Origin of the sequence: Actinomyces glycerinitolerans, from assembly GCF_900098745.1 — a bacterium.
Taxonomy (GTDB): Bacteria; Actinomycetota; Actinomycetes; order Actinomycetales; family Actinomycetaceae; genus Actinomyces; species Actinomyces glycerinitolerans.
Genome location: NZ_FQTT01000012.1, coordinates 144,082 through 170,986, shown reverse-complemented (window position 1 = coordinate 170,986; position 26,905 = coordinate 144,082). Strand labels below are relative to the sequence as shown.

Sequence of the window (26,905 nt, the reverse complement as noted above, 5' to 3'; positions counted from 1 at the left end):
TTAGCGGTCAGTGCCCCTGGCGGGGATCGAACCCGCATGCCCTCAGGCAGCGACTTTTAAGGTCGCCGTGTCTACCGTTCCACCACAGGGGCCAGCATCTACAATCCGGTACCCCCTCTGGGATTCGAACCCAGGACCATGTGCTTATCAGGCACGGACGAGGTATAAGCTCGCTGCTCTAACCACTGAGCTAAGGGGGCGCGAGAAGGCGTCCCGGCGCGGGGGCGACTTCGGCGTCGGTCGTGCGGCCGACGTGCCCACATTAGCAGGGGAAACGGGTGGTGCATTTCCCATCCCGGTCCCCGTGTGTCATCTACTAGGAGGGGCTACCCTCGCACCGCCGTTTGTCATGTTTCGCGCGCCCAACCGGCGCACACGTCCCGGAAAGAGAACCATGAAGCCCGCGCAGCGCGCCACTTCCGCACCGCCATTCCACGCCATGAGTATCGGTGCCCGCGCTCGCGAGATCGAGGCACGCGGCGAGTCGGTGGCAAAACTCAGCCTGGGCGAGCCCAGCTTCGGCGCCCCGCCGGCGGTACGCCAGGCGCTCAGCGTCGTAGCCGGGCAGGACCTGCCGTATACGCCCGCCGAGGGTTTGCTCGCGCTGCGCCAGGCGATCGCGGACTTCTACCGGGAACGCCACGGCGTGGACGTGGACCCTGAACGCATTCTGATCACCTCCGGCGCCTCCTCCGCCCTGCTACTCGCCACCGCCTTGACCGCTGAACCGGGCGACGACGTCGTGATCGCCGACCCCTGCTATCCGTGCAACCGCGAACTGGTCGACTCCTTCGGCGGGCGCATCGTGCTGGCCCCCACCTTCCCGGAGACCCGCTACCAGTTGAGCCTGGAGTCCATGGAGACCACCTGGACGCCGTACACCAATGCCGTCCAGATGGCCACGCCGTCGAACCCCACAGGCACGTCCATCCCCCATGACGAGTTGGGGCGGCTGTGCGAGGCGGCACGCGCGCGGGGGGCCTGGCGGATCGTGGACGAGATCTACCTCGGCCTGGCGGACCCGGACGCACAGGGGCGCCCGGCCCGCACCGTGCTGGCGACAGACCCGGATGCGATCGTGATATCCAGCTTCTCGAAGTACTTCGGGATGACCGGCTGGCGGTTGGGCTGGCTGGTGGTGCCGGAGGAGCTGGTCGCTCCGGCCCGCAACCTTGCGGTCAACTACTTCCTGTGCGCCCCCACGCCGGCTCAACTCGCGGCCCTGGAGGCCTTCACCCCCGATTCGCTCGCCCTGTGCGAGCAGCACCGAGTCGAGCTGGTTCAGCGACGCGGGATGACACTCGATCGGCTGCGCGCGCTGGGGATGGAGGTGCCGGTGGAGCCCGACGGCGCCTTCTACATCTACTTCGACGTCTCCCACACGGGCCTGTCCTCCTGGGACTTCTGCATGCGGGCGCTGGACGAGGCGCATGTAGCGCTGACGCCGGGACGCGACTTCGGGGTGCGCACCGCGGAGACGCACGTGCGCCTGTCCTACGCAGCCGCGCGTGAGGAGATTACCGAGGGGTTGGATCGCCTGGGTGACTTCCTGGCCCGTTTGGGCTGAACACCCGCCAGCAGGCGGCGCACCCCGGCCAGGCCGGTGGCGGAGTTGCGCGCCCAACCGGGCACCCACACCGACAGTCCCAGGTCCACCAGGCCCAGTGCCACCACGGCGGGCTTGTGCAGCAGGTACTCCCCCGCCCGGTAATCGCGCGCCCGAGCCAGGCGGGCCGCCAGGTCGGGGCGCTGCCGACGCAGGAACAGGCGGGCCTTGAGCGCATGCACGGGCTCGGAGACGATGATGATGCGGTCGGCGTCCTCGATCATCGGAATCACGGCGGCGATGTTCTCCCAGGTGGAACGGCTGGTGGTCTCCAGGTCCAGCGGACCGGCATAACCGAGGCGGTCGGTGGCGTAGCGGGCCATGAGTTCGGCCTCCGGCACCGGTCCGGCCACCGCCCCACCGGAGAAGATCAGCCGGGAGTCGGGCAGCCGACGACTGCGCAGCCCGGCCCGCACGCGCTGACGGTTGTCCCTGCCGGCGATCGGGCCGGGGTCTGCGTGGCCGAGCACCACCACCGCCTCTCCCCTGGGCACGGCCACGGCGTTGTCGACCTCACCGAGCAGGCAGTAAGAGGCGGCCCAGGAGACGACCTCCGCGGCCGCCAGCGCCCCGACGACGACGCCCACCGCCCGCAAGGAGCGCTTGGACTGGGGTAAGCGGGACACGGAAAACGGAAACTCCTACAGAGCCTTAAGCAGTGGACCCGGCCGGGCTCGAACCGACGACCTACGCGGTGTAAACGCGTTGCTCTACCAGCTGAGCTACAGGTCCATTTGCGCCGCCGGCGCGCTTGCCGGTGGCGTGGGCACATACTCTACGCCAGCTGCGGCGCCGTCAGTGCCGCCGACTCGAGACGCGGATGCCACTCCAATGCTCACCCATGGAGGCGGCCGAGGTGGCGTGCATGCCGGCGGTGCGGGCCGCCTCCTCGATTTCGGTGGCGTCGACCGCGCCGGTGGTGCGCGCCTTGGGGGTGAGCACCCAAACCAGGCCGTCGCCGTCGAGGTTGGTTTGGGCGTCGACCAGCAGGTCGGTCAGGTCGTCGATGTCGCCGTCGTCATCGCGCCACCAGATGATGGCGGAGTCGGCGACGTCCTCAAAGTCCTCGTCTACCAGTTCGGTACCGGTCTGCGCCTGGGCGGCCTGACGCAGGGTCTCGTCGACGTCGTCGTCGTATCCGAACTCCTGGATGATGAGACCGGGGGCGAAGCCGAAGGCTCCGGCCGCTGTACTCGTCACTGTTGTCCTCTCCATTCCGTGCCTGGGCTGGATGGCCCGCTTCTCGGCCGCCGCTGTGACGCGCCGAAATGACTACGGGGATAGCCCATCGCACCGGACCCGCTCGGCGCAAGCGAACACGCCCGAACGGCTCGACTACCTTGCGCCTGCTGTCGCTCTTCTATGAATCCCCACGTATTATGAGGTGTTCGACATCACGCCTTGTCTGGGACCTTGTTCCCGATTTGGAGTGTGCTGCGGGACGCGGACCGCATAGATTAGCCCCGCTGGTCGCGGATACGAAGAAGGAGAATCTCCGTGAGCCCCACCAACGAAAACCCGCCCTTGATCGACGGTCTGCTGCACAAGGTCGCGGACAATGACCCGCAGGAGACCGCCGAGTGGCAAGACTCGCTAGATGCCCTCATCGAAGAGCGGGGCGGCCCCCGGGCCCGCTTCATCCTGCTGAATCTGCTGGCGGAGGCGCGCCGCAAGAACGTGCGCGTGCCCGCCCAGACCACCACCCCGTACATCAACACCATCGACGTCATCGACGAGCCCTACTACCCGGGCGACGAGGACGTCGAGCGCACCTACCGCCGCTGGCTGCGCTGGAATGCCGCCGTCATGGTCACCCGTGCGCAGCGTCCCGGCATCGGTGTCGGCGGGCACATCTCCTCCTACGCCTCCACCGCCACCCTGTACGAGGTCGGCTTCAACCACTTCTTCCGCGGCAAGAACCACCCCGGGGGCGGCGACCACGTGTTCTTCCAGGGGCACGCCTCCCCCGGCAACTACGCCCGCGCGTTCCTGGAGGGCCGCCTGAGCGAGGCGGATCTGGACGGCTTCCGCCAGGAGGTCTCCCGCCCGGCGGGCGGCCGGGGCCTGCCCTCCTACCCGCACCCGCGGCGCATGGAGGACTTCTGGGAGTACCCGACCGTATCCATGGGCCTGGGGCCGGCGGAGGCCATCTACCAGGCCTGGTTCGACCGCTACCTGCAGGGTGCCGGCATCAAGGACACCTCCTCCCAGCACACCTGGGCATTCCTAGGCGACGGGGAGATGGACGAGCCCGAATCGCGTGGCATGCTGCAGCTGGCCGCCTCCCAGCAGCTGGACAACCTTACCTTCGTGGTCAACTGCAACCTCCAGCGCCTGGACGGCCCGGTGCGCGGAAACGGCAAGATCATTCAGGAGCTGGAGGCCTGCTTCAAGGGCGCCGGCTGGAACGTCATCAAGGTGATCTGGGGCCGCGGCTGGGACCGGCTGCTCGCGGCCGACAAGGACCATGCCCTGGAGCACCTGATGATGGAGACGCTCGACGGCGACTATCAGACCTTCAAGGCCAACGACGGCGCCTACGTGCGCGAGCACTTCTTCGGCCGCGACCCGCGCACCGCCGCGCTGGTGGAGAACTGGACCGATGAGGAGATCTGGGCGCTGCAGCGGGGCGGCAACGACTATCACAAGATGTACGCCGCCTATAAGGCCGCCACCGAGCACAAGGGGCAGCCCACGGTCATCCTGGCCCACACCGTCAAGGGCTACCTGCTGGGTTCCCACTTCGCCGGCCGCAACGCCACCCACCAGATGAAGAAGTTGAGCCTGGAGGACCTCAAGGGGCTGCGCGACCGCCTGCACATTCCCATCACCGACGCCCAGCTCGAGGCCGACCCGAAGCGGCCGCCCTACTACCGGCCCGAGCCCGACGACCCGGCGCTGGCCTACATGCTCGACCGCCGGCGCAAGCTGGGCGGCTTCCTGCCCGAGCGCCGCGATCCGGGCACGCAGCTGCAGCTGCCGGACGAGGCCTCCTACGACATCCTCAAGGGCGGCTCCGGCAAGCAGCAGGTCGCCAGCACCATGGCCTTCGTGCGGCTGTTGAAGGAACTGATCAAGGACGAGCACATCGGGCGGCGCATCGTGCCGATCGTCCCGGACGAGTCGCGCACCTTCGGCCTGGAGTCGCTGTTCCCCACCCGCAAGATCTTCAACACGCAGGGACAGCACTACACGCCGGTGGATGCGGAAATGATGCTGTCCTACCGGGAGTCAACCTCCGGGCAGATCATGCACACCGGCATCAATGAGGCCGGCTCCGCGGCCCTGTTCCAGGTGATCGGCACCAGTTACGCCACCCACGGCGAGCCGATGATCCCCGTGTACATCTTCTACTCGATGTTCGGTTTCCAGCGCACCGCCGACCAGTTCTGGGCGGCCGGCGACCAGCTGACCCGCGGCTTCATCATCGGGGCGACCGCCGGCCGCACCACGCTGACCGGTGAGGGCACCCAGCACATGGACGGGCACTCCCCGCTGCTCGCCGCCACCAACGAGGCGGTGGTCTCCTACGACCCGGCCTACGCCTACGAGATCCGCCACATTGTGCGCGACGCGCTGCAGCGCTGGTACGGGCCGGAGACCGGCCGCAACCGGGACGTCATGTACTACCTGACGGTTTACAACGAGCCGATCGTGCAGCCCGCCGAACCGGACGGCGTCGACGTCGAGGGAATCCTGCGCGGCATCTACCGGCTGGACGATGCGCCCGACGGCGACGGGCCCGAGGTGCAGTTGCTCGCCTCCGGGGTGGCGGTGCCGTGGGTCCGTGAGGCCCGCCGCCTGCTGGCCGAGGACTGGGGCGTACGCGCCGGCGTGTGGTCGGTGACCAGCTGGAACGAGCTGCGGCGCGAGGCCCTGGAGGCCGACCAGCACAACTTCCTGCACCCGGACCAGCCGGCGCGCACCCCGTACGTGACCGCCAAGCTGGCGGACGCCTCCGGGCCGTTCGTCGCCACCAGCGACTTCGACCACCTGGTGCCCGACCAGATCCGCGCCTGGGTGCCCGGCAACTTCCACACCCTCGGCGCGGACGGCTTCGGTTTCTCCGACACGCGCGCGGCCGCGCGCCGCCACTATCTGATCGACGCCGAGTCCGTCGTCGTCAAGGCGCTGCAGGCGTTGGCCGAGCAGGGACAGGTGGATCGGTCCGCGGTCGCCCAGGCGATCGCCCGCTACCGGCTCGAGGACGCCTCCGCGGGTCGCTCCGGCGCTCAGGGCGGGGAGGCCTGAGCCGCTGACCGTGGGTCGTGCGGCGGCGTCGGCGAGCCGAGACTCGCCGACGCCGCCGCAGCTCCTTCAGTCAGTCTTCAGCCACGGCACGCACGTCGGGGTCGGTGCCGGAGTAGTAGTGCGCGTCCCGGTAGCGGGGGCGCATCAGGTTCTCCGGGCTGAGCAGCTCGTCGAGCGTGGCCTCGTCCAGCAGGCCCATCTCCAGCACGACCTCGCGCACGTTGCGTCCGGAACGGGCGCATTCGCGCCCCACCAGGTCGCCATTGTGGTGGCCGATCACCTCGTTCAAATAGGTGACGATGCCGATGGAGTTCATGACGTTGCGGCGGCAGACCTCCGCGTTGGCCTGAATTCCCACCACGCACAGGTCCTTGAGCGTCACCAGCGCGTGGCGCAGCAGGCGGATGGACTCGAAGCAGGCCTGGGCGATCACCGGCTCCATCACGTTGAGCTGCAGCTGCCCGGCCTCCGCGGCCATCGTCACCGTCAGGTCGTTGCCGATCACCTTGAAGCAGACCTGGTTGACCACCTCGGGGATGACCGGGTTGACCTTGGCGGGCATGATCGAGGAGCCGGCCTGCCGCTCCGGCAGTCGGATCTCGGCCAGCCCCGCCCGCGGCCCGGAGGACAGCAGCCGCAGGTCGTTGCAGATCTTGGACAGCTTCACGGCCAGGCGCTTGATGGCGGCGTGCATGGACACGTAGGCGCCGGTGTCGCCGGTGGCCTCCAGCAGGTTGTGGGCGCCGGTGACCCGCAGCCCGGTGACTTCCGCCAGGTGGCGTACCACCGCCTCCCGGTAGCCGGGCGGGGTGTTCAGTCCGGTGCCGATCGCGGTGGCCCCCAGGTTGACCTCCAGCAGCAGCGCCGAGTTGTTCATCAGCCGCGGGATCTCCTCGTCCAGCAGCTCGGCGAAGGCGCGGAACTCCGAACCCAGGCTCATGGGGACGGCGTCCTGCAGCTGGGTGCGCCCCATCTTGAGCACGTCGGCGAACTCCTTGCCCTTGGCCAGCAGGGCGTCGATCAGGTCGCACAGGTCCATCTCCAGGGCGTTGACGGCCCGGTACATGCCCAGCCGGAAGCCGGTGGGGTAGGCGTCGTTGGTGGACTGGGACTTGTTGACGTGGTCGTTGGGGTTGACGATGTCGTAGCGGCCCTTGGCATAGCCCAGGTGCTCCAGGGCGAGGTTGGCGATGACCTCGTTGGTGTTCATGTTGACGCTGGTGCCGGCGCCACCCTGGAAGACGTCGATCGGGAACTGGTCCAGGCAGCGGCCCGCCTTCAGCACCTGCTCGCAGGCCCACACGATCGCGTCGGCGATGTCCTCGGCGACGGTGCCCAGTTCCTTGTTGGTCAGGGCGGAGGCCTGCTTGACCTCCACCATGCCGCGCACGAACTCCTCCTGGTCCCCCACGGTCTCCTTGGAGATGCGGAAGTTCTCGGTGGCGCGCAGGGTGTGGATCCCCCAGTAGGCGTCCAGGGGCACCTGCCGGGTGCCCAGCAGGTCCTCCTCGGTACGGGTGGCTGTGGTGGCTGGGGTCATGATTCCTCCGTCCGCGCCGCGGGGCGCTCACCGCCGTCGGCCGGGGTGCCCCGCGGGGAGTCGACGGCGCCTGCCCCGCACCCTGCCGACCTTACCGGCCCGCGCGCCTGCGGGTGCCGCGCAGCGCCGTCCGCCGGCATTCCGTCCCCGGCGGCAAGGGCCGCTAGCATCGTCGCATGGACCAGCTCAGCGCCCCGGCCGTCACGGCCCTGCGGGAGGCGCAGAACACGCTCATCGAGCATTCCCTGGACCGCATCAGCGCGGCCCTCCCCTGGTATCACACGCTGTCGTCCGCCTCGCGCGACCAGATTCAGAAGGTGGCACGGGTGGGCGTGACCATGTTCGTGGACTCGGTGGGTGAGCGGGGCGCGGAGGTGGATCCCTCAGGCATCTTCAACGTCGCCCCGGTTGCGCTGACTGGCGCCGTAACCCTGGAGCAGACCCTGGATCTGGTGCGCACCGTCGTCGACGTCGTCGAGGAGGAGGCCCCCAATGTCGTCCCGGCCGCCGGGCATGACGCCGTCCGGGTGCGGGTACTCACCTTCGGCCGCGACGTCGGCTTCGCCGCGGCGAAGGTGTACGCCCGCGTGGCCGAGGCCCGCGGCGCCTGGGACGCCCGCCTGGAGTCGGTGGCGGTCGACGCGATGCTGCACGACTCCGCCGACGACGCCGCCACCCGCGCCGGCGCAGCCGGCTGGCGCGGCACCGGGCCCGTCGTCGCCATCGTGGCGCGCACGGTGCTGGATGCCCTGGCCACTTCCCGGCTGCGGCACGAGTGCCGCCAGTGGGCGCAGGACTGCCTGGTCTCGGTGCACAGCGACTCGGTGATCGTGGTACTCGGCGGCGATTCCGCCGATGAGACGACCGATGCCGCGGCGCAACGGACACAGCTGCTCGCCGCCGCCGACCGCATCGCCGTGGAACTGGACGGGGCTGTGGTGATCGGGCCGGTGGTCGACGGCGTCGCCCAGGCCGGCCGGTCCCTGCGCTCGGCACTGGCGGGGCTGCGTGCGCTGCCCGGCTGGGCCGAGGCCCCCAACCCGGTGCGCGCCGACGACCTGCTGCCCGAACGCCTACTCGACGGCGACCCGCTGGCGGTCGAACAGATTCGGGCACTGGTAACCGAACCGCTGCGGGAGATGGGCGAGCTCTACGAGGAGACCGTCGCCACCTACCTGGCACTGGGCCGGAGCCTGGAGATGACGGCGCGTACTCTGTTCGTCCACGCCAACACCGTCCGCTACCGGCTGGGGCGCGTCAGCAAGCAGACCGGTTGGGACGCGACCGACGCCCGCGACGGCCTGGTGCTGCACCTGGCGGTGATCGTCGGCCGGCTCGCCGCCGGCAACTCGCACTAGCCGCCCGGACCGGCCCCGACACCACCCGATCCTTCACAACCAAGCCCATCAGCACGAAAACCACGAAAACATCAAGGAGAACGCCATGGCCGACGCCCCCACCGATATCCTCGCCGCCGTTACCGAAATCGTCGCGGAAGAGGCCGATGTGGACACCACACTGGTCTCGCCGGAGACCCGTTTCGCCGACGACCTCGACATCGACTCCCTGGGGCTGCTGACCATCGCCACCCAGGTGGAGGAGCGCTTCGGCGTCACACTCGACGACGCGCTCATTCCGACCGTGAAAACCGTTGGCGCACTCGTGGACCTCGTGGGCGCTCAGAAGCGCTGAAGACCCCGACCGTCTCGACGCCGCCGAGCAGCCCGTGTCGCCCGCATCCGCCCTCGATCCACGCGCCGTCGTCGTAACCGGGCTGGGAAGCACCAACCCGCTGGCCGGAGACGCGCCCGGCACGTGGCGGGAGCTGCACGCCGGCCACTCGGCGGTGCGCCCACTGGATGCCGGATGGGCGGGAGACCTGCCCGTGCGGATCGCCGCGCCGCTCGCCGTCGACCCCGCCACGCAGCTGTCCGCCCGGCAGCGGCGTCGGCTGGACCGGTCGAGCCAATGCGCGCTGGTGGCCGCCCACGAGGCATGGTCGGCCGCCGGTGCCCCGGAGGCGGATCCCGAGCGGCTGGCGGTGTCCGTGTCGCCCGGCATCGGGCCGGTGCTGTCCGTCATGGGCGCCTGGGACGCCCTGCGCGAGCAGGGGCCGCGGCGGGTGCCGCCGACGGCGATACCGGCGCTCATGCCCAATGCGCCGGCCGCCGCGGTGGGGCTGGAGCTGGGGGCGCGGGCCGGCGTGCACGCGCCGGTGTCGGCGTGCGCGTCTGGGGCGGAGGCGATCGCCTACGGGGCCGACCTGATCGCCCTGGGTCGCGCCGACGTCGTCGTCGCCGGGGGCACGGACGCCGCCCTGCACCCGATGGTGATGGCGGCCTTCGCCGCCATGCGCGCCCTGTCCACCCGCAATGACGCCCCGGCCGGCGCCTCGCGCCCATTCGCTCCGGATCGGGACGGCTTCGTGCTGGGTGAGGGGGCCGGCATGCTGGTGCTGGAGGCGGCCGAGCATGCGGCCGCGCGGGGCGCGCGTGCACTGGCGGTCCTGGCCGGGAGCGCGGTCACGGCCGACGCCTACGACGCCGTGCGCCCGGAGCCAGGCGGTGCCCAGCAGGAGCGGGCGCTGCGCCTGGCCTTGCAGCGCGCCGGGCTGGAGGCCGCACAGGTCGGGCACGTCAACGCCCACGCCACCTCCACGCCCGCAGGCGACGCGGTGGAGGCGGCGGTGCTGGCGCGGACCGTGCCCGGGGCGGGCGTGTCGGCGACCAAGTCCGTCACCGGGCATCTGCTCGGCGGGGCGGGCGGCCTGGAGGCGGTGCTGACGGTGATGGCGCTGTACGAGCGTCGACTGCCGCCGACGCTGCTTCCCGGCGGTATCGACCCGGCCATCACGGGACTCGGCCTGGACGTGGTGGGACCGGAGGGACGGGATGCCCCCGGGCTGGAAGCGGCCGTGAGCACGTCCTTCGGCTTCGGAGGCCACAACGTGGCGCTCGCCTTCACCCGCCTTCCCTAGCTTCCAAAGTCACCAAGACCGGTGGACCCGCCCCCAAGACCGGTAGCCAAAACCACCGAAGTCGGTTGATCTTACGCACCGAGGTCGGTCGAAGTGGCGGGCGGAGCGCTGGGGCTGCAAGGCGGCCGGTCGCGGAGGCTCAGCCGACTCGGTGCAACCAGCGCACGGGGGCACCGGCACCGGCGTAGCGGAAGGGCTCGAGCTCGTCGTCCCAGGCCTGCCCGAGGGCGAGGTCGAGCTGGCGGCGCATGACCGCGGGCTGGTCGGCGTGGGCCAGGGCGGCACGCACCCGGTCCTCGGGAACCACGACGTTGCCGTGCACGTCGGTTTGCGCGTGGAAGATGCCCAGGTCGGGGGTGTGCGACCAGCGTCCGCCGTCGTAACCGGGCGACGCCTCCTCCGTGACCTCGTAGCGGAGGTTCGCCCAGCCGCGCAGGGCACTGGTGAGTTGAGCGCCGGTGCCGACGCGTCCGACCCAGCTGGTCTCGGCGCGCATCATCCCGGGTGCGGCGGGCTGCTCGGTCCACTCGAAGTGGACACGACTACCCAGCACCTCGGCCACGGCCCACTCGATGTGCGGGCACAGGGCGCGGGGCGCGGAGTGCACGAAAAGTACACCGCGGGTGTAGGCACCGTTCACGGGGATCGCCTCCTGGTTGTTCCGAGATTCGTCTTCCCCAACGTTCTCGAATCATCCGGGCGCTTCGCGTGACGCACGCGGCGTGCGACATCATGATGCCAGAGCCGAAGGCGCAATGCCAGCCGCCGGGCCGACATCACCGCATCCGGAGACGTGCCGCCCGTCTCAGGCCGCGCCGGTGCCGCGGCGGGCGCGGATCACGGCGTGTGGTCCAGCATCGCCAGGATCGTGTACCTACCGGGCAAGCGCCCAGGGGCCGGCGGGTCCCGCAGGCGCAGGGAGGGATGCGCCTAGTTGGACCGCGTTCCTCCAGTTGGACCCCTGTCCCCCCGTTGGACCGCCGTAGCCGCCGGTTACAGCGGTCCAACGGGGCGTGGGCGGTCCAAGCAGGGACAGGCCGCCACTCGCACACCGCCGACCCGCGGCGCCGGCGGTGTCCTCAGGATGCCCACCGGTACACCAGCCCTCCGCCGCACGCCTGGCGATCAGCCGTCCGCTTGCCTCTACGATCACGGGCATGCCAGCTGAAACGAAGGACTCTTCTCGACGTCTGCAGTTGTGGGAGCACGTCACCGAGTGGCCGCTCATCGTCGCCGCCGTCCTCTTCCTCACCGCCTATGCCTGGGAGGTGATCGCGGACCTTCAGGGTTCTGCCCGGCGTCTCCCCGAGGCGGTGATGAACGTCGTTTGGGTCGTGTTCGCCGTGGACTACGGTGCCCGTCTCGCCCTGGCCTCCGATCGTCGCCACTGGTTCGCCCACCACCTGCTGGACCTCGCCATGGTTGCGCTGCCCATGTTGCGGCCGCTTCGGCTGGTACGGCTGTTGGCCCTGGTCGGCGTCCTTCAGCGCAGCGCCGGGACCGCCCTGCGAGGACGGATCACCGCCTACACGGCAGGGAGCGTGGCACTGCTCTCCCTCGTGGCTTCGTTGGCGGTATTGGACGCCGAACGCGGAGCACCGGGAGCCTCCATAACCAGCTTTCCGGACGCGCTGTGGTGGTCGCTGGTCACCATCACCACCGTCGGTTACGGTGACCTCGCACCCGTCACGACCGTCGGCCGAGCCACCGCAATACTGCTAATGATTGGCGGCGTAGCACTGATCGGCGTGGTGACCGCCACGCTCGCCTCCTGGATCATCTCCCTGGTCGCCGAGGAGAACGCCGAGCAGGAGGCGGCTACGCGCGCTCAGGTCGCAGACCTACAAGGTGAAATCGCCGCACTCTCCGAGCAGATCCAGCGCCTTACGGAGCCACGCGCCGCAGTCGCGGGTGCCGCGCTGGTTGAAGACGACAAAAGCCCCGCCCGTGAGGGCGAGGCCGACGTTCGGCTCCCGCGGTTGGACTCGAACCAACAACCCTCCGATTAACAGTCGGATGCTCTGCCATTGAGCTACGCGGGATCGCGCTTGGCGCGGGTGGAACTTTAGCAAGCCGCGGGCGCCGACGTCGAATCTGCCCCGTTGCTCAACCTGGCGCCAGCGCACCGGAAAGTCAGCCTGTGGGCAGTCCCACACCGTCGCGGGCGCGCCGAATGAGCTCCTCCAGCGCCGCGCCGTCGGCCTCGTCCAGTGCCGCTGCGTCATCGGTGGACAGGTCGGAGGCCGTGTACAAGCGACCATCCGAGTCGCGGCGCACACTGACGGTTACACGTCGACCACCCGGCAGCTGCCCGGTGACCGCGTGCACCAGGGCCGACTCGACCCCCTGCCGCAACGCGCGGGCGAACGGGGCGACATCCACCGCCACGGCCTTCTCCCCGCGGCTGACCGCCTCGGGCACCGTCAGCACCAGCGGCCGGCGGGTCGCATCCGTCCAGGTGAGTGTGAAGGTCGCGGCCTGGGCGTCCCAGCGGCCGCGCTCAACCTCATGCCAGCCCCGCCTCAGTTCGACCCCGCCGTGGCCGACAACCGTCAGATAGTTGGCGGTGGCCGCGGCCCAGCGGGAGTCGTCCTCAACCAGTGGCACGGCCCCGAGCAGGGGGCCGTCGTCGGGCACCATTGCCGCCAGGACGGGTGGGATCGCGGCGCGGCGACGCAGGCGCGCGGCAACACCGGAACGCCATGCGGGCCGGGCGGAAGAGGCTTTACGGATCGGCGCCATCATGCCCCCCAGGCTAGCCGCCACCGACGGCGACGCGCACCCGAGTGCGAGACGCGCCGCGGAACGTGCGAGGATGGCCCCATGGCATACCGCGACATCCGCATTATCGGCGACCCGGTGCTGCGCACCGTGTGCGACCCGATCACCGACATCGACGACTCCGTCAAGTCACTGGTGGAGGACCTGCTCGAGACCGTCAACGAGGACGGCCGCGCGGGCCTGGCCGCCAACCAGATCGGCGTCAGCCTGCGCGCCTTCTCCTGGCACATCGACGGCGAGATCGGCTACATCCTCAACCCCCGGATCGTCGAGCTCTCCAAGGACGAGTTCCAGGACGGCGAGGAGGGCTGCCTGTCGGTGCCCGGCCTGTGGTACCCGACGGAGCGCGCCTGGTACGCGCGCGCCGAGGGCATCGACCTGGACGGCAAGAAGGTGGTCGTCGAGGGCGAGGAGCTCATGGGACGTTGCATCCAGCACGAATGCGACCACCTGGACGGACACCTGTACCTGGACCGCCTGTCGCGCAAGAACCGGGCCAAGGCCATGCGCGAGTTGCGCGAACGCGGGCTGTAACCCCCGCGCCGCCCGGGCCACTACTCGCCGACCTGCTCCGAGCGATCCTCGCGGTCTGCTCGCAGCCTAACCGGTTCAGGCCCCGCGGGCCATCTGCATGCGTCGGTTCTCCAGGCCGACGATCTCCTCGAACAGCTCCCGGTAGCCGTCCTCATTAGGGTTCATGCGCCGTTGCCGTGAGCGCAGCTCCGTAAGTCGCCGGTTGATGCCCGTGCGGGCCAGCGAGGACAGCACGCCCGAGGCATAGCGCTCGACGGCGTCCGGATCCGGTTCGGCCTCGCGGTTGCCCCGCGGGGCGGGCAGCGGAAGCGGGGCGACGGCGAGCTCGGTCACCGCGGCGGCGATCGGCCCAATGGCACCCGCACGCACCTGCTCCAGCCAGTGCGTGGTGGCGCGCTTGACCGCGTCGGGTCCCGTTAGTCCCGCCGCCTGCGCCTGCTGCACGAGCCCGTCCACCTCGGCCGCTCCCCCGGCCGCTTCGATCGCCTCGAAGACCGCGCGATGGACAGGCACGGAGAAGGCCACCGCGTTGATGTCATCCGCACCCACACGGGCCGCCACCTGTGGTGCCTGCACGATGACCTCCAGCGCCTGCCGTTCAAGCTTCTCCACCGGATCGGTCACCGGCGGCAGGCCGGGCCGCTCGACCGGGCCCGCCGTGGTCAACTCGTCGGGCGGCCCGAACTGGCTGTTCTGGCTGTACGGTCCCGGCCCGCCGGCGGGGTTGGCGGCGTGCCCCCCGCGGCGCTCATAGGCGCGCACGGCGCCCACCGCCTCGGACTCCGGCAGTCCCAGCCAGCCGGCCAGGCGCCGGGTGTATTCGCGCTTGAGCGCCCGGTCGCGGATACCGGCGACGACGGGCGCGGCCGAGCGCAGGCCCTGTACGCGCCCCTCGGCGGTGTCCAGGTTGAGGTTGGCCAGGGAGGCGCGAATGACGAACTCGAACAGGGGCACGCGCCGGCTCAGCAGGCGGGGAATCGCATCCGGGCCCTCCTCCATGCGCAGGTCGCACGGATCCAGGCCGCGCGGCTCGACGGCGACGAAGGTCTGGGCGGCGAAGTGCTGGTCCTCCCCATAGGCGCGCAGGGCGGCCTTCTGGCCGGCGGCGTCACCGTCGAAGGTGAAGATGATCTCCCCGCCGCGGGTCCGGTTGCCGGCGATCACCCCGGCGGAGGGGTCGGCGGCGTCCCCGAGCAGGCGGCGCACGATGCGCACGTGGTCCGGGCCGAAGGCGGTGCCGCAGGTGGCCACGGCCGTGGTCACCCCGGACAGGTGGGCGGCCATCACGTCCGTGTAGCCCTCGACGACGACGATCTTGTGGGAGCGGGCGATCTCCGCCTTGGCCAGGTCCAGGCCGTAAAGGACCTGGCCCTTGTGGTAGATGGCGGTCTCGGGCGTGTTGAGGTACTTGGGGACGGTTTTGTCCGCGTCCGACAGGCGGCGCCCGCCGAAGCCGACCGTGGCGCCGGTGACGTCCCGAATGGGCCACATCAGCCGGTCGCGGAAGCGGTCGTAGATGCGCCCGGAGCTGCCGCGCCCGCACAGTCCGGACTCCACCAGTTCCCGCTCGGTGAAGCCGTGGGAGCGCAGCACGCCCGCCAGATTGTCCCACCCCTCCGGGGCATAGCCCACCCCGAAGTGGGCGGCGGTGTTGCGGTCGAAACCACGACCGGTCAGGAAGTCCCGTCCGGTCTGGGCGGCCGGTGTGGCCAGCTGCTCCTGGAACCAGGACTCGGCCAGGCGGTTGGCCTCCAGCAGCCGCTGCCGAGTGCCCGGCTCGACGCCGCGTTTGACCGTCCCGCCCTCCTCGTAGCGCAGCTGCACGCCCACGCGACCGGCCAGGTACTCCACCGCCTCCGTGAAGGACAGGTGATTGATCTTCTGCACGAAGTCGATGACGTCGCCGCCCTCGCCGCAGCCGAAGCAGTGCCACAGCCCCAGCTGGGGGCGGACGTTGAAGGAGGGGGTGCGCTCGTCGTGGAAGGGACACAGGCCCTTCAGGGAGCCCACTCCCCCGCTTTTGAGCGTGACGTGCTCGCCGACGACGTCCTCGATTTTGGCGCGCTCGCGCACCGCGTCGATGTCCTCGCGCTTGATCAGTCCCGCCATGGCCTCATCCTAGGCGAGGGGTGCGACAGGAATGGACGGCGATTGCCCCAGCCGACTCCGCCCACGGCCGGGCAGTAACGGCTTGCACCGCGGGAAGTGCTCACACCGCGGACAGCAACCCGCACAGGCGGGCATGCCAGGCCTGCGCGGAGGTGTCGGTCAGGGAGGCGATCTGGTCCACCACGGCCCGGAGGCGCCCGGCGTCGTCGGCGGCCTGGTGCCAGGCGGCCGCGAAGATGGGCTCCAGGTGCGCACCGTTGCTCTCGAGCAGGGCGTCGGCGAGGTCGAACAGTTCGGTGCGCTGGCGCAGGTAGACGGGCTCATGCTCGCGGGGTGCCATCACATAGCGCACGGCCGCGCCCTTGAGCACCAGGATCTCGGCGGAGGTCTCCTCGGGAATGACCAGGTCGGCGTCGTAGCGGGTCAGTGGCCCCTCCCCGAAGACCTCCCGGGTGGCACGCGCGACTGCGGAGACGAAACGGCCGATGAGCTGGCTGGTGAGGTTCTTCAGCTGTGCCGCGTCCGCCAGTGCCCCCGTGTAACTGTGTATCCAGAACGGTTGCGCGGCCAGGCGCTCCCAGGCGGCGCCGAGCGCGTCGGCGCTCATGCGCCCGCCGTACCAGGCACGGGTGGCGTCGACGACGGTGACGACCTCGGCGGGGTCGGCGAGCCGGGCGGGGTCCATCTTGAACAGGGCGATGGCGTCCTCGACGTCGTGCACGGAGTAGCCGACGTCGTCGGAGAAGTCCATGATCTGGGCCTCCAGGCAGCGGCGGTTGGCGGGAGCACCGGCACGCATCCAGGAGAAGATCTCGCGGTCGTCGTCGTAGCAGCAGTACTTGACCGCGGAGCGACCACCGGGGCCGCCCGGCCCCTCGCCCTTGGCCCACGGGTACTTGGCGACCGCGTCCAGGCTGGCGCGGGTGAGGTTCACGCCCACGCCGCGCCCGTGGGCGTCCAGGGTCTTGGGCTCCAGGCGCGTGAGGATGCGGAAGGTCTGCGCATTGCCCTCGAAGCCGCCGATGGACTCGGCCACCACGTTCAGGGCCTGCTCCCCGTTGTGCCCATAGGGCGGGTGGCCCAGGTCGTGGGACAGGCAGGCCGCGTCGACGACGTCGGGATCACAGCCCAGCGCCTGCCCCAGGGCGCGACCCACCTGGGCGACCTCCAGGGAGTGAGTCAGCCGGGTGCGCACGAAGTCGTCCGCGGAGGGCCCCAGCACCTGTGTCTTGGCGCCCAGGCGGCGCAGGGCGGAGGAGTGCAGCACCCGGGCGCGATCGCGCTCGAAGGGCGTGCGCTGCGGATTCTTGGGCGGCTCGGGCAAGAAGCGCGCCACATCGTCGGCGCCGTAGCCCACCAGGTCACCGGTGTCCTCGCCCATGACGCCGCCTGCCTCCGGTGCGACGGCGGCCGGTGAGTGCGGATGTGAGATGGACATGAGTCCAACGTATCGCAGCACTTGTGGCAGCGGCGTTCCTGACGGCGGGTTACTATGAGTCACGCTCTAGCCGAATGGCTTAGCAGGATGTCTTGTCATCGGGCAGCGCCCGTGCCCGTGCGGGCCCGGGTCAGCCCGCAGGTCCGGGGCACAACCCGGCGGAAGGGAGCCAGTTGCCGTGAGCACCACGACGACGCTCATCCACCGCGCATACGCCGGCCCGGTCGAGTGGTGGCGCGACACGCTCGTATACGAGGTCGTCTCCCCCGAGCTTGGGGCTGAGCAGCTGGGCGATCTGGGCAATGTCTGCGAGCATGTCGTCTCCCTCGGCTTCGGGGCCGTACTGATACGCCCTTCCCGTCTGGCTACCAGCACCGACATCGCCGAGTTCCGCCGCTTCGCCGATCGCGCCCACGAGCAGGGTCTGCGCGTGATCGTGCGCATCTCCGGCGCACTGGGGCCGGTGACCGGACTCCACGCCCACGAGGCCAACCCGATTCTGGTCGGCGAGGAACGCGGCTTCGAAGGCCTGGTGGAAAGGGCCGGCTGTTTCCTCGCCGCCGGCGCCGACGGCGTGGATCTGGGCACGATCATCCCACCCGAGGTGTGGGACCAGTCGGATCTGCAACGACTCAGCAACTATTTCACGCTGATGCAGTCCCTGTTGGCACAGCACGTGCCCGATGGGACGCTGGGTGCGGACGTTTCCGCCAGCTACCCCGACGCGCTGCGCCATCACCTCCAGGACGACTGGCTGCACCACCTGCGCGACGACCGACTCATGCTCTCACGCTGGGACCCCCAGTCGCTCACCGACGCCATCACCCATTCCCTGCGCGAGCACGACCGCTTCGGCGCCGCCCCCGTGTGGCGCTTCCTGCCCGGCTACCGACTGGTGGATCGGGCCAACCCCGGTGACGGCAGCCGCTGGTTCGAGACCGCGCCCGACCCGGAGCTGCGGCGGCGTGCGCTGGCACTGCAGGCGTTGGTACTGGCGCTGCCCGGCTCCGTCTACCTGCGCCAGGGTGATGAGATCGGTCTGCCCGACGCAGACAAGCCCACCGACCCGCTGGCGCTGGCCGAGTTGGTGCAGACACAGGCCGCTTCTCAGGGCACCCAGTTCGGCTCACCGCTGGCCACCGTTCGCCATGCCACCTATGTACGCCACGAGCACCATCTTGCAGCGGCGCCCTTCGCCTTCGTGCAGGGCCTGGACTGGTCTCCACGGGACGTGCTGACGGCGCTGACGCGGGATGTGCTAGTGCTGGTCAACACCTCCTCGCGGGCGCTCTTGTTGCCGGAGCACGCCGAGGTGCTGTTGTCCTCCGCGCAGCTCGGGCAAGACGGCGACAACCTGGTCGTGCCCCCGGCGACGACGGTCTGGGCGGCCGCGGCGACTGTCGCCTAAGGTACTTTTCTGCAACAACTTTGCAGCGAGACCCCCTTCTCCTTGCATGGCTTGCACAGGCGCGTTACATTTTTTGCCGTCAATCGCAAGCTCCCATCCGATTCGAAGGAGAATCACGGTGTCCCTCAATCGCCGGTCGTTCCTCTCTATGACCGCTATCGCCACCACCCTCGCCGCCGCTGCCGCCTGTGGCTCAGACAACACCTCCACCGCCGCCTCGCAGGCCCCGGCCGAAGCCACCGACGGCTCCACCGACGAGCAGGTCGTCCGCGACACCAACGCCGACCTGGTCATCTGGACCGACGAGGTCAAGGCGGGCGCGCTCAAGGACATCGCCCAGCAGTGGGGCGACGAACAGGACATCACCGTGGCGGTGCAAACAGTCGCCAACGACGAATTGCAATCCAACTTCATCGCCGCCAACTCGGCCGGCAACGGCCCGGACATGATCGTGGCCGCACACGACTGGATCGGCAACCTGGTGCAGAACGGCGCCATCTCCCCCATCACCCTCGACTCGGCCGCCGAGTCCAACTACAGCCAGGTCGCCCTAGACGCCGTGACCTACGACGGCCAGTACTACGGCGTGCCCTACTGCGTGGAAACGCTGGGCCTGTTCGTCAACACGGACCTCACCGACGTCACCGAGCCCGCCACCATCGAGGAGCTCGTCGAGGCCGGCCAGGCCTCCGGCGCCGACGTCGTGCTCTCCCTGCCCGTGGGCGAATCCGGAGACGCCTACCACATGGAGCCGCTGTACACCTCCGGCGGCGGCTACCTGTTCGGCACCAAGAGCGACGGCTCCCTGGACGCCACCGACGTCGGCGTCGGCGGCGAGGGGTCCATCGCCGCCGCCGAGAAGATCGGTGGACTGGGCGAGCAGGGCGTGCTGGCCACCTCCGTCACCAGCGACAACGCCATCTCCCTGTTCACCGAGGGCAAGGCCGCCTACCTGATCTCCGGCCCCTGGGCACTGGGCGACATCAACACCGCCGGCATCAACTTCGAGCTGTCCAAGATCCCCGGCTTCGAGGGCATGGAGGACGCCCGCCCCTTCGCCGGCGTCAACGCCTTCTACGTGGCCGCCGCCGGCGCCAACAAGGCCTTCGCGGAGACTTTCGTGGCCGACGTCGCCAAGGACTCCACCATCGCGGAGGCCATGTACGCGATCAACCCGCTGCCGCCGGTCCAGGAGGACCTGGCCAGCAAGCTGGAGTCGAGCGACGCCAACATGGTCAAGTTCATGGAGTTTGCAGAGAACGCCGACCCGATGCCGGCAATCCCCGAGATGTCCGCCGTCTGGGGCCCGCTGGGCATGGCCGAGGCCAACATCGTCGGTGGTTCGGACCCCGAGTCCACCATGACCAGCGCCGGCGACGAGATCCGTTCCACGCTCGGACTGTGAACCGCGGGTGAGGGCCGGCGGCCTCGCCGCCGGCCCTCACCATGACCGCGCCTCCCGGCCGTCGCCCGCCGGCCGCCGACGGCCCCCCTGACCTGCGCCGACCGCTCCCCGAGCCGGCCGGACGCTCGCCCTGTCTGTTTTTCATATCTGTTTTCACGTCTGTTTTCACGCCTGTCTCTTCAGCCTCTTTCAGCATTGTGAAAGGTCCTTCGACGATGACGTCCCCAACCGCCCACAAAGACGGCGCCCACGCCGCCACAGGCGCGGACCAACCCGAATCCTCCCGGCGCACGCTGCGGGAGCGGACCACGACGATCCGCTCCGTGCTCGGACGAGTGCTCGTCCTCGGCGCCGCCCTGGCCCTGGCCGCCTACCTGGTGCCGCTGCTCATCGCCGCGCGCATGTGGCTGTGGCTGTTCATCGTGGTGACGGCCACCGTCGCCATCTTCGTGCTGTACTCCACCCACCGGTTCATCCCGGGCAAGTACTTCTTCCCCGGCACCTTCTTCCTGGCGGTCTTCCTGATCGTCCCGATCGTGATGACGATCCAGACCGCCTTCACGAACTTCGGTGACGGATTCCGCGGCACCAAGGAAGACGCCATCACCACGATCACCAACAACTCCGTGGTCCAGGCCGCCGACTCCCCGCTGTACAACCTGTCGGTGGCCACGACCGGCAGCGCGGAAGAGGGTCCCTTCACCCTGTTCCTGGTGGACACCGAAACCGACGAGGTGCTTTACGGGGCCGACGGCGAGACGGTTCAGCCCGCCACCGACGTGGACCTGACGGTCACCGACGGCTTCGTCACCGCCGCCGACGGCTACACCATCCTGACCGGCAAGCAGATCAACACCGCCTACGACACCATCTCCAACCTGACCCTGTCGGTCTCCGACGCCAGTGCCATCAAGGTCCAGGGCGTGCGCTCCGCCTTCGAGGGCACCAAGACGATGGTGTACGACGAAGCAGCCGACTCGATAACGAATGTTCAGACGGGCGACGTCTACACGGTGCAGAAGGTCGGCAGCTCCGACTATTTCGTCAACGCCAACGGCGACAAGCTCGCCCAGTCCTGGAAGCAGAACGTTGGCCTGGCCAACTTCCAGCGCCTGTTCGGCAACCAGAGCCTGCTCAAGCAGCTGGGCGGCGCCTTCGCCTGGACCCTGGTCTTCGCCGGCGGCTCCATGCTGCTGACCTTCCTGCTCGGCTACTTCCTGGCACTCACCCTCAACGACGACCGTATTCGCGGCAAGAAGCTGTACCGCTCCTTCCTGCTGCTGCCCTATGCGGTGCCCGGTTTCATCTCGCTGCTGATCTGGTCCAACTTCTACAACCGCGACTTCGGCCTGATCAACGAGATGCTGAATCTGCACATCAACTGGCTGGGTGACCCGAACTGGGCGAAGGTGGCCGTACTGCTGACCAACTTGTGGATGGGCTTCCCCTACATGTTCATCGTCTGCACCGGCGCCCTCCAGTCGATCCCCGACGACCTGAAGGAGGCCGCCCGTATCGACGGCGCCTCCGGCTGGCAGACCACCACCCGGGTGATCACCCCGCTGTTGCTGGTCTCGGTGGCGCCGCTGCTGGTGAGCACCTTCGCCTTCAACTTCAACAACTTCAACGCCATCCAACTACTCACCGAGGGCGGACCCTTCGCCGCCGGCGAGTACACGCGCGGCGGCACCGACATCCTCATCTCGATGGTCTACCGCATCGCCTTCGGCGGGTCGGGGGCCGACTACGGCTTCGCCTCCGCTGTCTCCGTCGTCCTGTTCGTCATCACCGGTGTCCTGGCCGCGGCGCAATTCACCGCCACCCGCCGCCTCGAAGACATCAACTGAAAGCGTCGGAAGGGACTGTTTGAAAATGACTGCAGCAAAAACCGCCACCACCTCCACGGCGCCCCGCCCCACCGGCGTCCCCGAGACGGCACCGAAACAGAACCAGATGCCTTTCAGCCGGTGGTTCCGCGAGATCGGCTGGCGTCACGTCGTCGGCGTGCTGGCGCTCGTGTTCGCCGCCTTCCCGATCTTGTACGTCATCTCCGCCTCGCTGAACCCCCTGGGCACCGTGGCCTCCACCTCGCTGATCCCCACCCGGGTAAGCCTGGTTAACTACCAGACACTGCTGGGCGGCGACAAGGGGCCATTCACCCGCTGGTACCTGAACACCATGATCGTGTGCGCGGTCGTGGCCGCGGCGCAGATCTTCTTCTCCGTGCTGGCCGCTTACGCCTTCAGCCGCTTCCGCTTCAAGGGGCGCCGCGGCGGCCTGCTGGCGCTGCTGCTGATCATGATGTTCCCCACCACCCTGTCGATGATCGCCATCTACAACATGATCTCCGGCATCGGCGACGTGCTGCCCAGCATCGGCCTGAACACGCTGCTGGGCTACTGCCTGGCGCTGATGGGCGGCGCCCTGGGGCAGGTGTGGCTGATCAAGGGCACCTTCGACACCATTCCCAAGGAGCTCGACGAGGCCGCCATCCTCGACGGCTGCACCCACTGGCAGGTCTTCTACCGCATTCTGCTGCCCTCCCTGAAGCCGATCCTGGCGACCACCTTCCTGCTGGCCTTCGTCGGCATCATCTCCGAGTTCCTGCTGGGCTCGATCTTCCTGACCGACGACTCCAAGAAGACCCTCGCCGTCGGCCTGTACGGCATGCTCTCCGGCGACCGCTCCAACAACCTCGGCATCTTCGCCGCCGGCTCGGTCATGACGATGGTGCCGGTAATCGCCCTATTCCAGTACTTGCAGAAGTACATCGTCGGCGGCGCCACCGCCGGCGCCGTCAAGGGCTGACCCCGCCCGTAATAGCCATCCCAAGAACCGATCGATGACCTGTCTGAACACCACGCACTATCTGAACCAGCCCCATCATGACACCGGGCCCGCCTACCTGCTGGGCACGCGCCGCCCCGGCGCCGAACTCAGCGCCAGACTGTGGGTGCCCGCCCCCTGGCAACCCGAGCACATCATCCTGCGCCAGGTGGTCGACGGCGAGCCGTCCCTGTCCGCCGCCCAGCTGGTGGCCCGCACCGACGCCGGGGCCTGGTGGGAGGCGACCCTCCGGCTCGTCAACCCCACCAACCACTACCGGTTCCTGCTGCTGACGCCGGACTCCGACCGCCCCTACGTCTGGTTCCACGCCGCCGGCCTGGCCGACCACGACGTCCCCGACGCCATGGACTTCCGGGTCCTGGCCGAAGACGATGCGCCCGACTGGGTACTCGACGCCGTGTGCTACCAGATCTTCCCGGACCGCTTCTCCGCCCATACCCCACCGCGTGAACGCACCGCCCCCGCCTGGGCGCAGGCACACGCGTGGCTCGACGAGCCGCCGGTCGCGGGAGACCCCAGCGGAGCGGCCTGGTACGGCGGCGATCTGGATGGAATCGTCGATCACCTGGATTACCTGCAAGAGCTGGGCGTCAACACCGTCTACCTGACTCCGGTCTTCCCGGCCGGCTCCGTGCACCGCTACGACTCCAACAGCTTCGACCACGTGGACGCGTTGCTCGGCGGCGACGCGGCGCTGGCCCGGCTGACTCAGGCCCTGCACGACCGCGACATGCGGCTGGTGCTGGACCTGACCACCAACCACACGGGCGTCACTCACGACTGGTTCCGGCGGGCCGTCACCGGACGCCAGCTATGGCTGGTGGCCGAGCACGGGCACGACGCCTCCGGCGACCTGACCGGGACCGGCTGGCAGGGCACCATGAACTACCACGGGTTCACCCGGCCGCTGTGGTCCTGGCTGGCCCACCCCGACCCGGCCGACGGCCTGAACTGGCTGGGTATCCCCACCGGGATCCCGCGCCTTCCCGGCGGGCCGATCTCCCAGGGGGTGCGCGAGTACACCGCACACATGCCGGCCACCTCCATCACCCACTCCATGAATCTGCTGGGCTCGCACGACACGCCCCGCATCCGCACCGTCGTCGGCTCCCGGGAGGCACAACTGGTGGCGGCCACCGCCCTGTTCACCGCACCGGGCGTGCCGACGGTGTTCTCCGGCGATGAGCTCGGAGCCACGGGACGCACCGGCGAGCACTCCCGCACCACCATGCCGTGGACCGCCCCGCCGGGCGCCGCCCCCACCGACGAGCTCGGCCCCGACGGCGCTTGGGGCCCTGTGGACCGCGTCACCCTGGGGCGCTACCGGCAGCTGAGCCGACTGCGCCACGAGTTGCCGGCGCTGCGTCGCGGCGGCATGCGCTGGGTGTACGCCGACGAGGACCTGCTGGTGTGGCTGCGCACTCACCCGGATGGCGACGTGCTGGTGGCGCTGGCCCGTGCCGCCGGTGCCACGGTGGACCTGCCGCTGGCGTGCCTGCCCGCAGGGGCGGTGGACGACGTGCATGCAATGGACGGCGTCGACGTCACCGTGATCGGCGGCGCGGACGGCCACCTGACCGTGAACGCCACCGGACCCGGTTCAGCCATCGTCACTTTGAGAGCGGTGCTTCCCCGCACCGATAAGATCTGCACGCACTAGGCGCGGTATGCATGGCTCGTCTCAACCCGTACCAAGTACCGCCGCGTGGCGGCAGTATCAGTCGGTTTCCCTTTAGGATGGGCATCGTGCAACAGCGCATCACCCTCGCCGACATCGCCGAGCAGGCGGGCGTCTCGACGGCGACCGTGTCACGGGTTCTCAACGGCAAGTCGAACGTAGCCGAAGCGACCCGACGTCAGGTGCTCGTCGCCCTCGACCTGCTCGGCTACGAACGCCCGGAGTCACTCCGCCAGACCTCGAAGGGACTGGTGGGGCTGATCGTCCCCGAGCTCACCAACCCGATCTTCCCCCTATACGCCCAGGAGATCGAGCAGCTACTCGCCCCCAGCGGGCACACCCCGCTGCTGTGCACCCAGACGCCGGGTGGCACCAGCGAGGACGAGTACATTGAGATGCTCGTGGACCGGGGCGTGGCCGGCATCATCTTCGTGTCCGGCCGCCACTCCGACACCGGCGGCGACGTCACCCGCTACCAGCGGCTGCGGGACCGGGGCGTGCCCCTGGTAACCGTCAACGGCAACGCATCCACCATCAAGGTGCCCGGATTCGCCACCGATGATCGGGCCGCGGCCCGCATGGCGGTAGACCACCTGGCCAGCCTCGGGCACACCCGCATCGGTCTGGCGACCGGCCCCGGGCGAATGGTGCCCGCACAGCGCAAGACCGCCGGCTACGAGGACGGCATGCGCGCCAACCTGCCCGACCAGCCGCTGCGCATCGTGGAAACGCTGTACACCTATGAGGGCGGCGCCAGCGCCGCAGGCAGGCTGCTGGAGCAGGACTGCACCGGCATCATCTGCGGGTCGGACATTATGGCGCTCGGCGTCATCTCCGGGGTGCGCGCCGCCGGCAAGCACGTCCCGCAGGACGTGTCCGTCATCGGCTACGACGACTCCCCGCTGATTCCCATGATGAACCCCCCACTGACCACGGTGCGTCAGCCGGTGGCCGCGATCTGCCGGGCGGCGGTAACCACACTGCTGTCCGCCATCGCCGGCGAGCATCCGGCCGACACGGAACTGCTGTTCAAGCCCGACCTGATTGTGCGCGGCTCCACGGCCCCCGCCCCGCACGCCATGGTCTCCTGATCTCTTCCCCCGGTCCCAAATCCCGCCGAGGGCGGTGCGAGGCTCTCAGCGGGACCAGGTGCGGGCCAGCCGCGCGCCGATCGCCTCCAACCGCGCGCCCACTGCCACCGCCCCGCCGGCATTCCACGCCTGGTCTTCCACCGTGCGCGGCTGTTCAAGCGAGTACGCCGACACGATGCCCGCCTCCGCGAGTTCACCGCGCGGCACGGCCAACCGGCCCGCCACCAGCACCGTCGGCAGAGCCCAGGCCCCAGCCGCCTCACCGACCACCGCGGTCACGGAGTCGGCGACGACGTCGTAGGCCTCGCCGGTGGCGGTCACCACCAGATCCTGCCCGTCCACGGAATCCTCCAGACCCAGCAGCAGCGCCAAGACGCGGGGGCCGGGCAGGGCGCGGGCGCCGAGGGCCCGCAACACCAGCGCCGCTCCCCCGCCGGCCCCCGTGCCCCGGGCGGTGGCGGATAGCAACTGTGCCTGCGTGGGCTCGCCGCCGACCACCGGGAGCGAGTCCGGCCGGGGCACGGCGGCCCGGGCCGCGATCTGCGACGCCGCGGCGCAGGCCCGCCGGTTCAGCGCCTGCGCACGCGCGCTAGACAGGCTGGTTAGGTCGCTCAGGCTCTGGCCGGCGCCGGACACACCCCCCAGCGGCGTGTCGTCGGCCAGGGCGAGCAGCAGCTCACGTCCATCGCAGAGTCCCCGGGCGGCTTCCAGACCGCCCATGCCGTCCAGCACTCCCGCTCCGCCGTCGTGGACGGCTGTGGATGCCAGGGTAACGATCAGCGTGTCACCGGGAGCGGTAGCACCGAGCGCCGCGGCCAGCGCCTGTCCCAGCCCCAGCGTCGTCCCGGCCTCGGCCTCGCGGGCCGCCTCATCGCGGCCGGACGGCAGACCGACCAGCCGAGCGGCGTCCAGCAGCCAGGTGGCTCCCGTCGCGCCCGCGCGGGGCGCGACCGCAGGCCGCAGGCGCAGCAGGTCCACCTCGCGGACCTCCCCCAACGGCCCGCGGGCCTGCAGCACCGCGCGGGAGATGACCGCCGCGGCGGGGATCGCCTGGGCGGTGCCGGGGCCGCCGTCGGGAAGCGGCAGCAGCGTGAGGACGTCGTCGGGGCGCTCGCCCGCCCAACCGGAGGCGAGTGCGTCTGCGGCGGCGGCCGCAGCCAGGCCGGTTTCCGGGGTCACCAGCGGGACACCGCCCGGCTCGGGGTACATGGGGCCGGGCGCCAGAAGTACGCGCATATAC

The 26,905-nt window shown here is 69.7% G+C and carries 21 protein-coding genes and 4 tRNA genes; 13 read left to right on the top strand and 12 right to left on the bottom strand.

Annotation, left to right across the window (positions count from 1 at the left end; all coding sequences use genetic code 11):
* Positions 1 to 11 precede the first annotated feature (11 nt).
* Together ACGLYG10_RS11000 and ACGLYG10_RS10995 are read right to left on the bottom strand one after the other, a co-directional pair.
* Positions 12 to 92, bottom strand: a tRNA-Leu gene (locus tag ACGLYG10_RS11000).
* A gap of 17 nt (positions 93 to 109) precedes the next feature.
* Positions 110 to 200: transfer RNA gene (locus tag ACGLYG10_RS10995), tRNA-Ile, on the bottom strand.
* A 194-nt stretch (positions 201 to 394) separates the two neighbouring features.
* On the opposite strand from ACGLYG10_RS10995, the gene ACGLYG10_RS10990 reads away from it, so the two are divergent.
* Positions 395 to 1,567, top strand: coding sequence for an aminotransferase class I/II-fold pyridoxal phosphate-dependent enzyme (locus tag ACGLYG10_RS10990; protein WP_073331767.1), 1,173 nt, complete (start codon positions 395 to 397; stop codon positions 1,565 to 1,567).
* Here the strand turns inward: ACGLYG10_RS10990 and ACGLYG10_RS10985 are convergent.
* The 3 genes from ACGLYG10_RS10985 to ACGLYG10_RS10975 all read right to left on the bottom strand — a co-directional run bounded on the left by ACGLYG10_RS10985 (position 1,495) and on the right by ACGLYG10_RS10975 (position 2,806).
* Positions 1,495 to 2,232 (bottom strand): YdcF family protein, encoded by a 738-nt coding sequence (locus tag ACGLYG10_RS10985; protein WP_073331764.1) that lies wholly within the window; start codon positions 2,230 to 2,232, stop codon positions 1,495 to 1,497. The two genes, ACGLYG10_RS10990 and ACGLYG10_RS10985, sit on opposite strands and share 73 nt — an antisense overlap.
* A 33-nt stretch (positions 2,233 to 2,265) precedes the next feature.
* Positions 2,266 to 2,338, bottom strand: a tRNA-Val gene (locus tag ACGLYG10_RS10980).
* Positions 2,339 to 2,401: 63 nt separating this feature from the next.
* Positions 2,402 to 2,806 carry a DUF3052 domain-containing protein gene (locus tag ACGLYG10_RS10975; protein WP_073331760.1) on the bottom strand — a complete coding sequence of 135 codons (405 nt, stop codon included), beginning with the start codon at positions 2,804 to 2,806 and terminating at the stop codon, positions 2,402 to 2,404.
* Positions 2,807 to 3,103: 297 nt separating this feature from the next.
* On the opposite strand from ACGLYG10_RS10975, the gene aceE reads away from it, so the two are divergent.
* Positions 3,104 to 5,857, top strand: a complete 2,754-nt coding sequence (gene aceE / locus ACGLYG10_RS10970; RefSeq protein WP_073331756.1) for a pyruvate dehydrogenase (acetyl-transferring), homodimeric type — start codon at positions 3,104 to 3,106, stop codon at positions 5,855 to 5,857.
* Positions 5,858 to 5,927: 70 nt separating this feature from the next.
* On the opposite strand, the gene aspA is transcribed toward aceE, so the two are convergent.
* Entirely contained in the window at positions 5,928 to 7,397 is a 1,470-nt protein-coding gene (aspA, locus tag ACGLYG10_RS10965; protein WP_073331754.1) for an aspartate ammonia-lyase, read from the bottom strand.
* Between the two features lie 176 nt (positions 7,398 to 7,573).
* On the opposite strand from aspA, the gene ACGLYG10_RS10960 reads away from it, so the two are divergent.
* The 3 genes from ACGLYG10_RS10960 (at position 7,574) to ACGLYG10_RS10950 (ending at position 10,374) form a co-directional block, all read left to right on the top strand.
* Entirely contained in the window at positions 7,574 to 8,755 is a 1,182-nt protein-coding gene (locus tag ACGLYG10_RS10960; RefSeq protein WP_073331751.1) for a PucR family transcriptional regulator, read from the top strand.
* An 85-nt stretch (positions 8,756 to 8,840) separates the two neighbouring features.
* Entirely contained in the window at positions 8,841 to 9,089 is a 249-nt protein-coding gene (locus tag ACGLYG10_RS10955) for an acyl carrier protein (RefSeq protein ID WP_073331749.1), read from the top strand.
* A 34-nt stretch (positions 9,090 to 9,123) separates the two neighbouring features.
* Complete coding sequence (locus ACGLYG10_RS10950; protein ID WP_073331746.1) at positions 9,124 to 10,374, top strand: beta-ketoacyl-[acyl-carrier-protein] synthase family protein; 1,251 nt, start codon at positions 9,124 to 9,126, stop codon at positions 10,372 to 10,374.
* Positions 10,375 to 10,513: 139 nt separating this feature from the next.
* Here the strand turns inward: ACGLYG10_RS10950 and ACGLYG10_RS10945 are convergent, their stop codons facing one another.
* Complete coding sequence (locus tag ACGLYG10_RS10945) at positions 10,514 to 11,014, bottom strand: DUF3145 domain-containing protein (RefSeq protein WP_073331744.1); 501 nt, start codon at positions 11,012 to 11,014, stop codon at positions 10,514 to 10,516.
* Positions 11,015 to 11,531: 517 nt separating this feature from the next.
* On the opposite strand from ACGLYG10_RS10945, the gene ACGLYG10_RS10940 reads away from it, so the two are divergent.
* The gene (locus ACGLYG10_RS10940) at positions 11,532 to 12,383 is read left to right on the top strand and encodes a potassium channel family protein (RefSeq protein ID WP_083565883.1); all 852 of its coding nucleotides are present in this window, start codon (positions 11,532 to 11,534) and stop codon (positions 12,381 to 12,383) included.
* Here ACGLYG10_RS10940 and ACGLYG10_RS10935 read toward each other — a convergent pair.
* Together ACGLYG10_RS10935 and ACGLYG10_RS10930 are read right to left on the bottom strand one after the other, a co-directional pair.
* A tRNA-Asn gene (locus ACGLYG10_RS10935) sits at positions 12,345 to 12,416 on the bottom strand. The genes ACGLYG10_RS10940 and ACGLYG10_RS10935 overlap by 39 nt on opposite strands.
* Before the next feature lie 91 nt (positions 12,417 to 12,507).
* Positions 12,508 to 13,119: a hypothetical protein gene (locus ACGLYG10_RS10930; protein ID WP_244542668.1), complete on the bottom strand. Its 612-nt coding sequence runs from the start codon at positions 13,117 to 13,119 to the stop codon at positions 12,508 to 12,510.
* A gap of 78 nt (positions 13,120 to 13,197) precedes the next feature.
* Here ACGLYG10_RS10930 and def point away from each other — a divergent pair, with 78 nt between their 5' ends.
* Positions 13,198 to 13,689, top strand: coding sequence for a peptide deformylase (gene def, locus ACGLYG10_RS10925; protein ID WP_073331741.1), 492 nt, complete (start codon positions 13,198 to 13,200; stop codon positions 13,687 to 13,689).
* Positions 13,690 to 13,764: 75 nt separating this feature from the next.
* Here def and dnaG read toward each other — a convergent pair whose 3' ends face one another.
* Both dnaG and ACGLYG10_RS10915 read right to left on the bottom strand, forming a co-directional pair.
* Positions 13,765 to 15,798 (bottom strand): DNA primase, encoded by a 2,034-nt coding sequence (dnaG, locus tag ACGLYG10_RS10920; RefSeq protein ID WP_073331739.1) that lies wholly within the window; start codon positions 15,796 to 15,798, stop codon positions 13,765 to 13,767.
* A 100-nt stretch (positions 15,799 to 15,898) separates the two neighbouring features.
* Entirely contained in the window at positions 15,899 to 17,179 is a 1,281-nt protein-coding gene (locus ACGLYG10_RS10915) for a deoxyguanosinetriphosphate triphosphohydrolase (RefSeq protein WP_395994447.1), read from the bottom strand.
* A gap of 235 nt (positions 17,180 to 17,414) precedes the next feature.
* Between ACGLYG10_RS10915 and ACGLYG10_RS10910 the strand changes: the two genes are divergently transcribed.
* From ACGLYG10_RS10910 to ACGLYG10_RS10885, 6 genes are all read left to right on the top strand, one after another.
* Positions 17,415 to 18,644 (top strand): alpha-amylase family protein, encoded by a 1,230-nt coding sequence (locus tag ACGLYG10_RS10910; RefSeq protein ID WP_073331735.1) that lies wholly within the window; start codon positions 17,415 to 17,417, stop codon positions 18,642 to 18,644.
* A 118-nt stretch (positions 18,645 to 18,762) separates the two neighbouring features.
* Positions 18,763 to 20,049, top strand: a complete 1,287-nt coding sequence (locus ACGLYG10_RS10905) for a sugar ABC transporter substrate-binding protein (protein ID WP_073331732.1) — start codon at positions 18,763 to 18,765, stop codon at positions 20,047 to 20,049.
* A gap of 215 nt (positions 20,050 to 20,264) precedes the next feature.
* Positions 20,265 to 21,896 (top strand): ABC transporter permease subunit, encoded by a 1,632-nt coding sequence (locus ACGLYG10_RS10900; protein WP_083565860.1) that lies wholly within the window; start codon positions 20,265 to 20,267, stop codon positions 21,894 to 21,896.
* Positions 21,897 to 21,921: 25 nt separating this feature from the next.
* Positions 21,922 to 22,857 (top strand): sugar ABC transporter permease, encoded by a 936-nt coding sequence (locus ACGLYG10_RS10895; protein ID WP_083565859.1) that lies wholly within the window; start codon positions 21,922 to 21,924, stop codon positions 22,855 to 22,857.
* 34 nt (positions 22,858 to 22,891) lie between these two features.
* On the top strand, positions 22,892 to 24,556 hold the full coding sequence (locus tag ACGLYG10_RS10890) for an alpha-amylase family glycosyl hydrolase (protein WP_073331729.1): 1,665 nt from the start codon (positions 22,892 to 22,894) through the stop codon (positions 24,554 to 24,556).
* Positions 24,557 to 24,642: 86 nt separating this feature from the next.
* Entirely contained in the window at positions 24,643 to 25,665 is a 1,023-nt protein-coding gene (locus tag ACGLYG10_RS10885) for a LacI family DNA-binding transcriptional regulator (RefSeq protein ID WP_073332114.1), read from the top strand.
* A 45-nt stretch (positions 25,666 to 25,710) separates the two neighbouring features.
* On the opposite strand, the gene ACGLYG10_RS10880 is transcribed toward ACGLYG10_RS10885, so the two are convergent.
* Complete coding sequence (locus ACGLYG10_RS10880; protein WP_073331725.1) at positions 25,711 to 26,901, bottom strand: glycerate kinase; 1,191 nt, start codon at positions 26,899 to 26,901, stop codon at positions 25,711 to 25,713.
* Positions 26,902 to 26,905: the final 4 nt, after the last annotated feature.

Coding starts and splice junctions, on each gene's coding strand:
- ACGLYG10_RS10940 (WP_083565883.1), top strand. CDS start 11,532: ATGCCAGCTGAAACGAAGGACTCTTCTCGACGTCTGCAGTTGTGGGAG.
- ACGLYG10_RS10960 (WP_073331751.1), top strand. CDS start 7,574: ATGGACCAGCTCAGCGCCCCGGCCGTCACGGCCCTGCGGGAGGCGCAG.
- ACGLYG10_RS10890 (WP_073331729.1), top strand. CDS start 22,892: ATGACCTGTCTGAACACCACGCACTATCTGAACCAGCCCCATCATGAC.
- dnaG (WP_073331739.1), bottom strand. CDS start 15,798: ATGGCGGGACTGATCAAGCGCGAGGACATCGACGCGGTGCGCGAGCGC.
- ACGLYG10_RS10900 (WP_083565860.1), top strand. CDS start 20,265: ATGACGTCCCCAACCGCCCACAAAGACGGCGCCCACGCCGCCACAGGC.
- ACGLYG10_RS10880 (WP_073331725.1), bottom strand. CDS start 26,901: ATGCGCGTACTTCTGGCGCCCGGCCCCATGTACCCCGAGCCGGGCGGT.
- ACGLYG10_RS10990 (WP_073331767.1), top strand. CDS start 395: ATGAAGCCCGCGCAGCGCGCCACTTCCGCACCGCCATTCCACGCCATG.
- aspA (WP_073331754.1), bottom strand. CDS start 7,397: ATGACCCCAGCCACCACAGCCACCCGTACCGAGGAGGACCTGCTGGGC.
- ACGLYG10_RS10915 (WP_395994447.1), bottom strand. CDS start 17,179: ATGGGCGAGGACACCGGTGACCTGGTGGGCTACGGCGCCGACGATGTG.
- ACGLYG10_RS10930 (WP_244542668.1), bottom strand. CDS start 13,119: ATGATGGCGCCGATCCGTAAAGCCTCTTCCGCCCGGCCCGCATGGCGT.
- ACGLYG10_RS10895 (WP_083565859.1), top strand. CDS start 21,922: ATGACTGCAGCAAAAACCGCCACCACCTCCACGGCGCCCCGCCCCACC.
- ACGLYG10_RS10955 (WP_073331749.1), top strand. CDS start 8,841: ATGGCCGACGCCCCCACCGATATCCTCGCCGCCGTTACCGAAATCGTC.
- def (WP_073331741.1), top strand. CDS start 13,198: ATGGCATACCGCGACATCCGCATTATCGGCGACCCGGTGCTGCGCACC.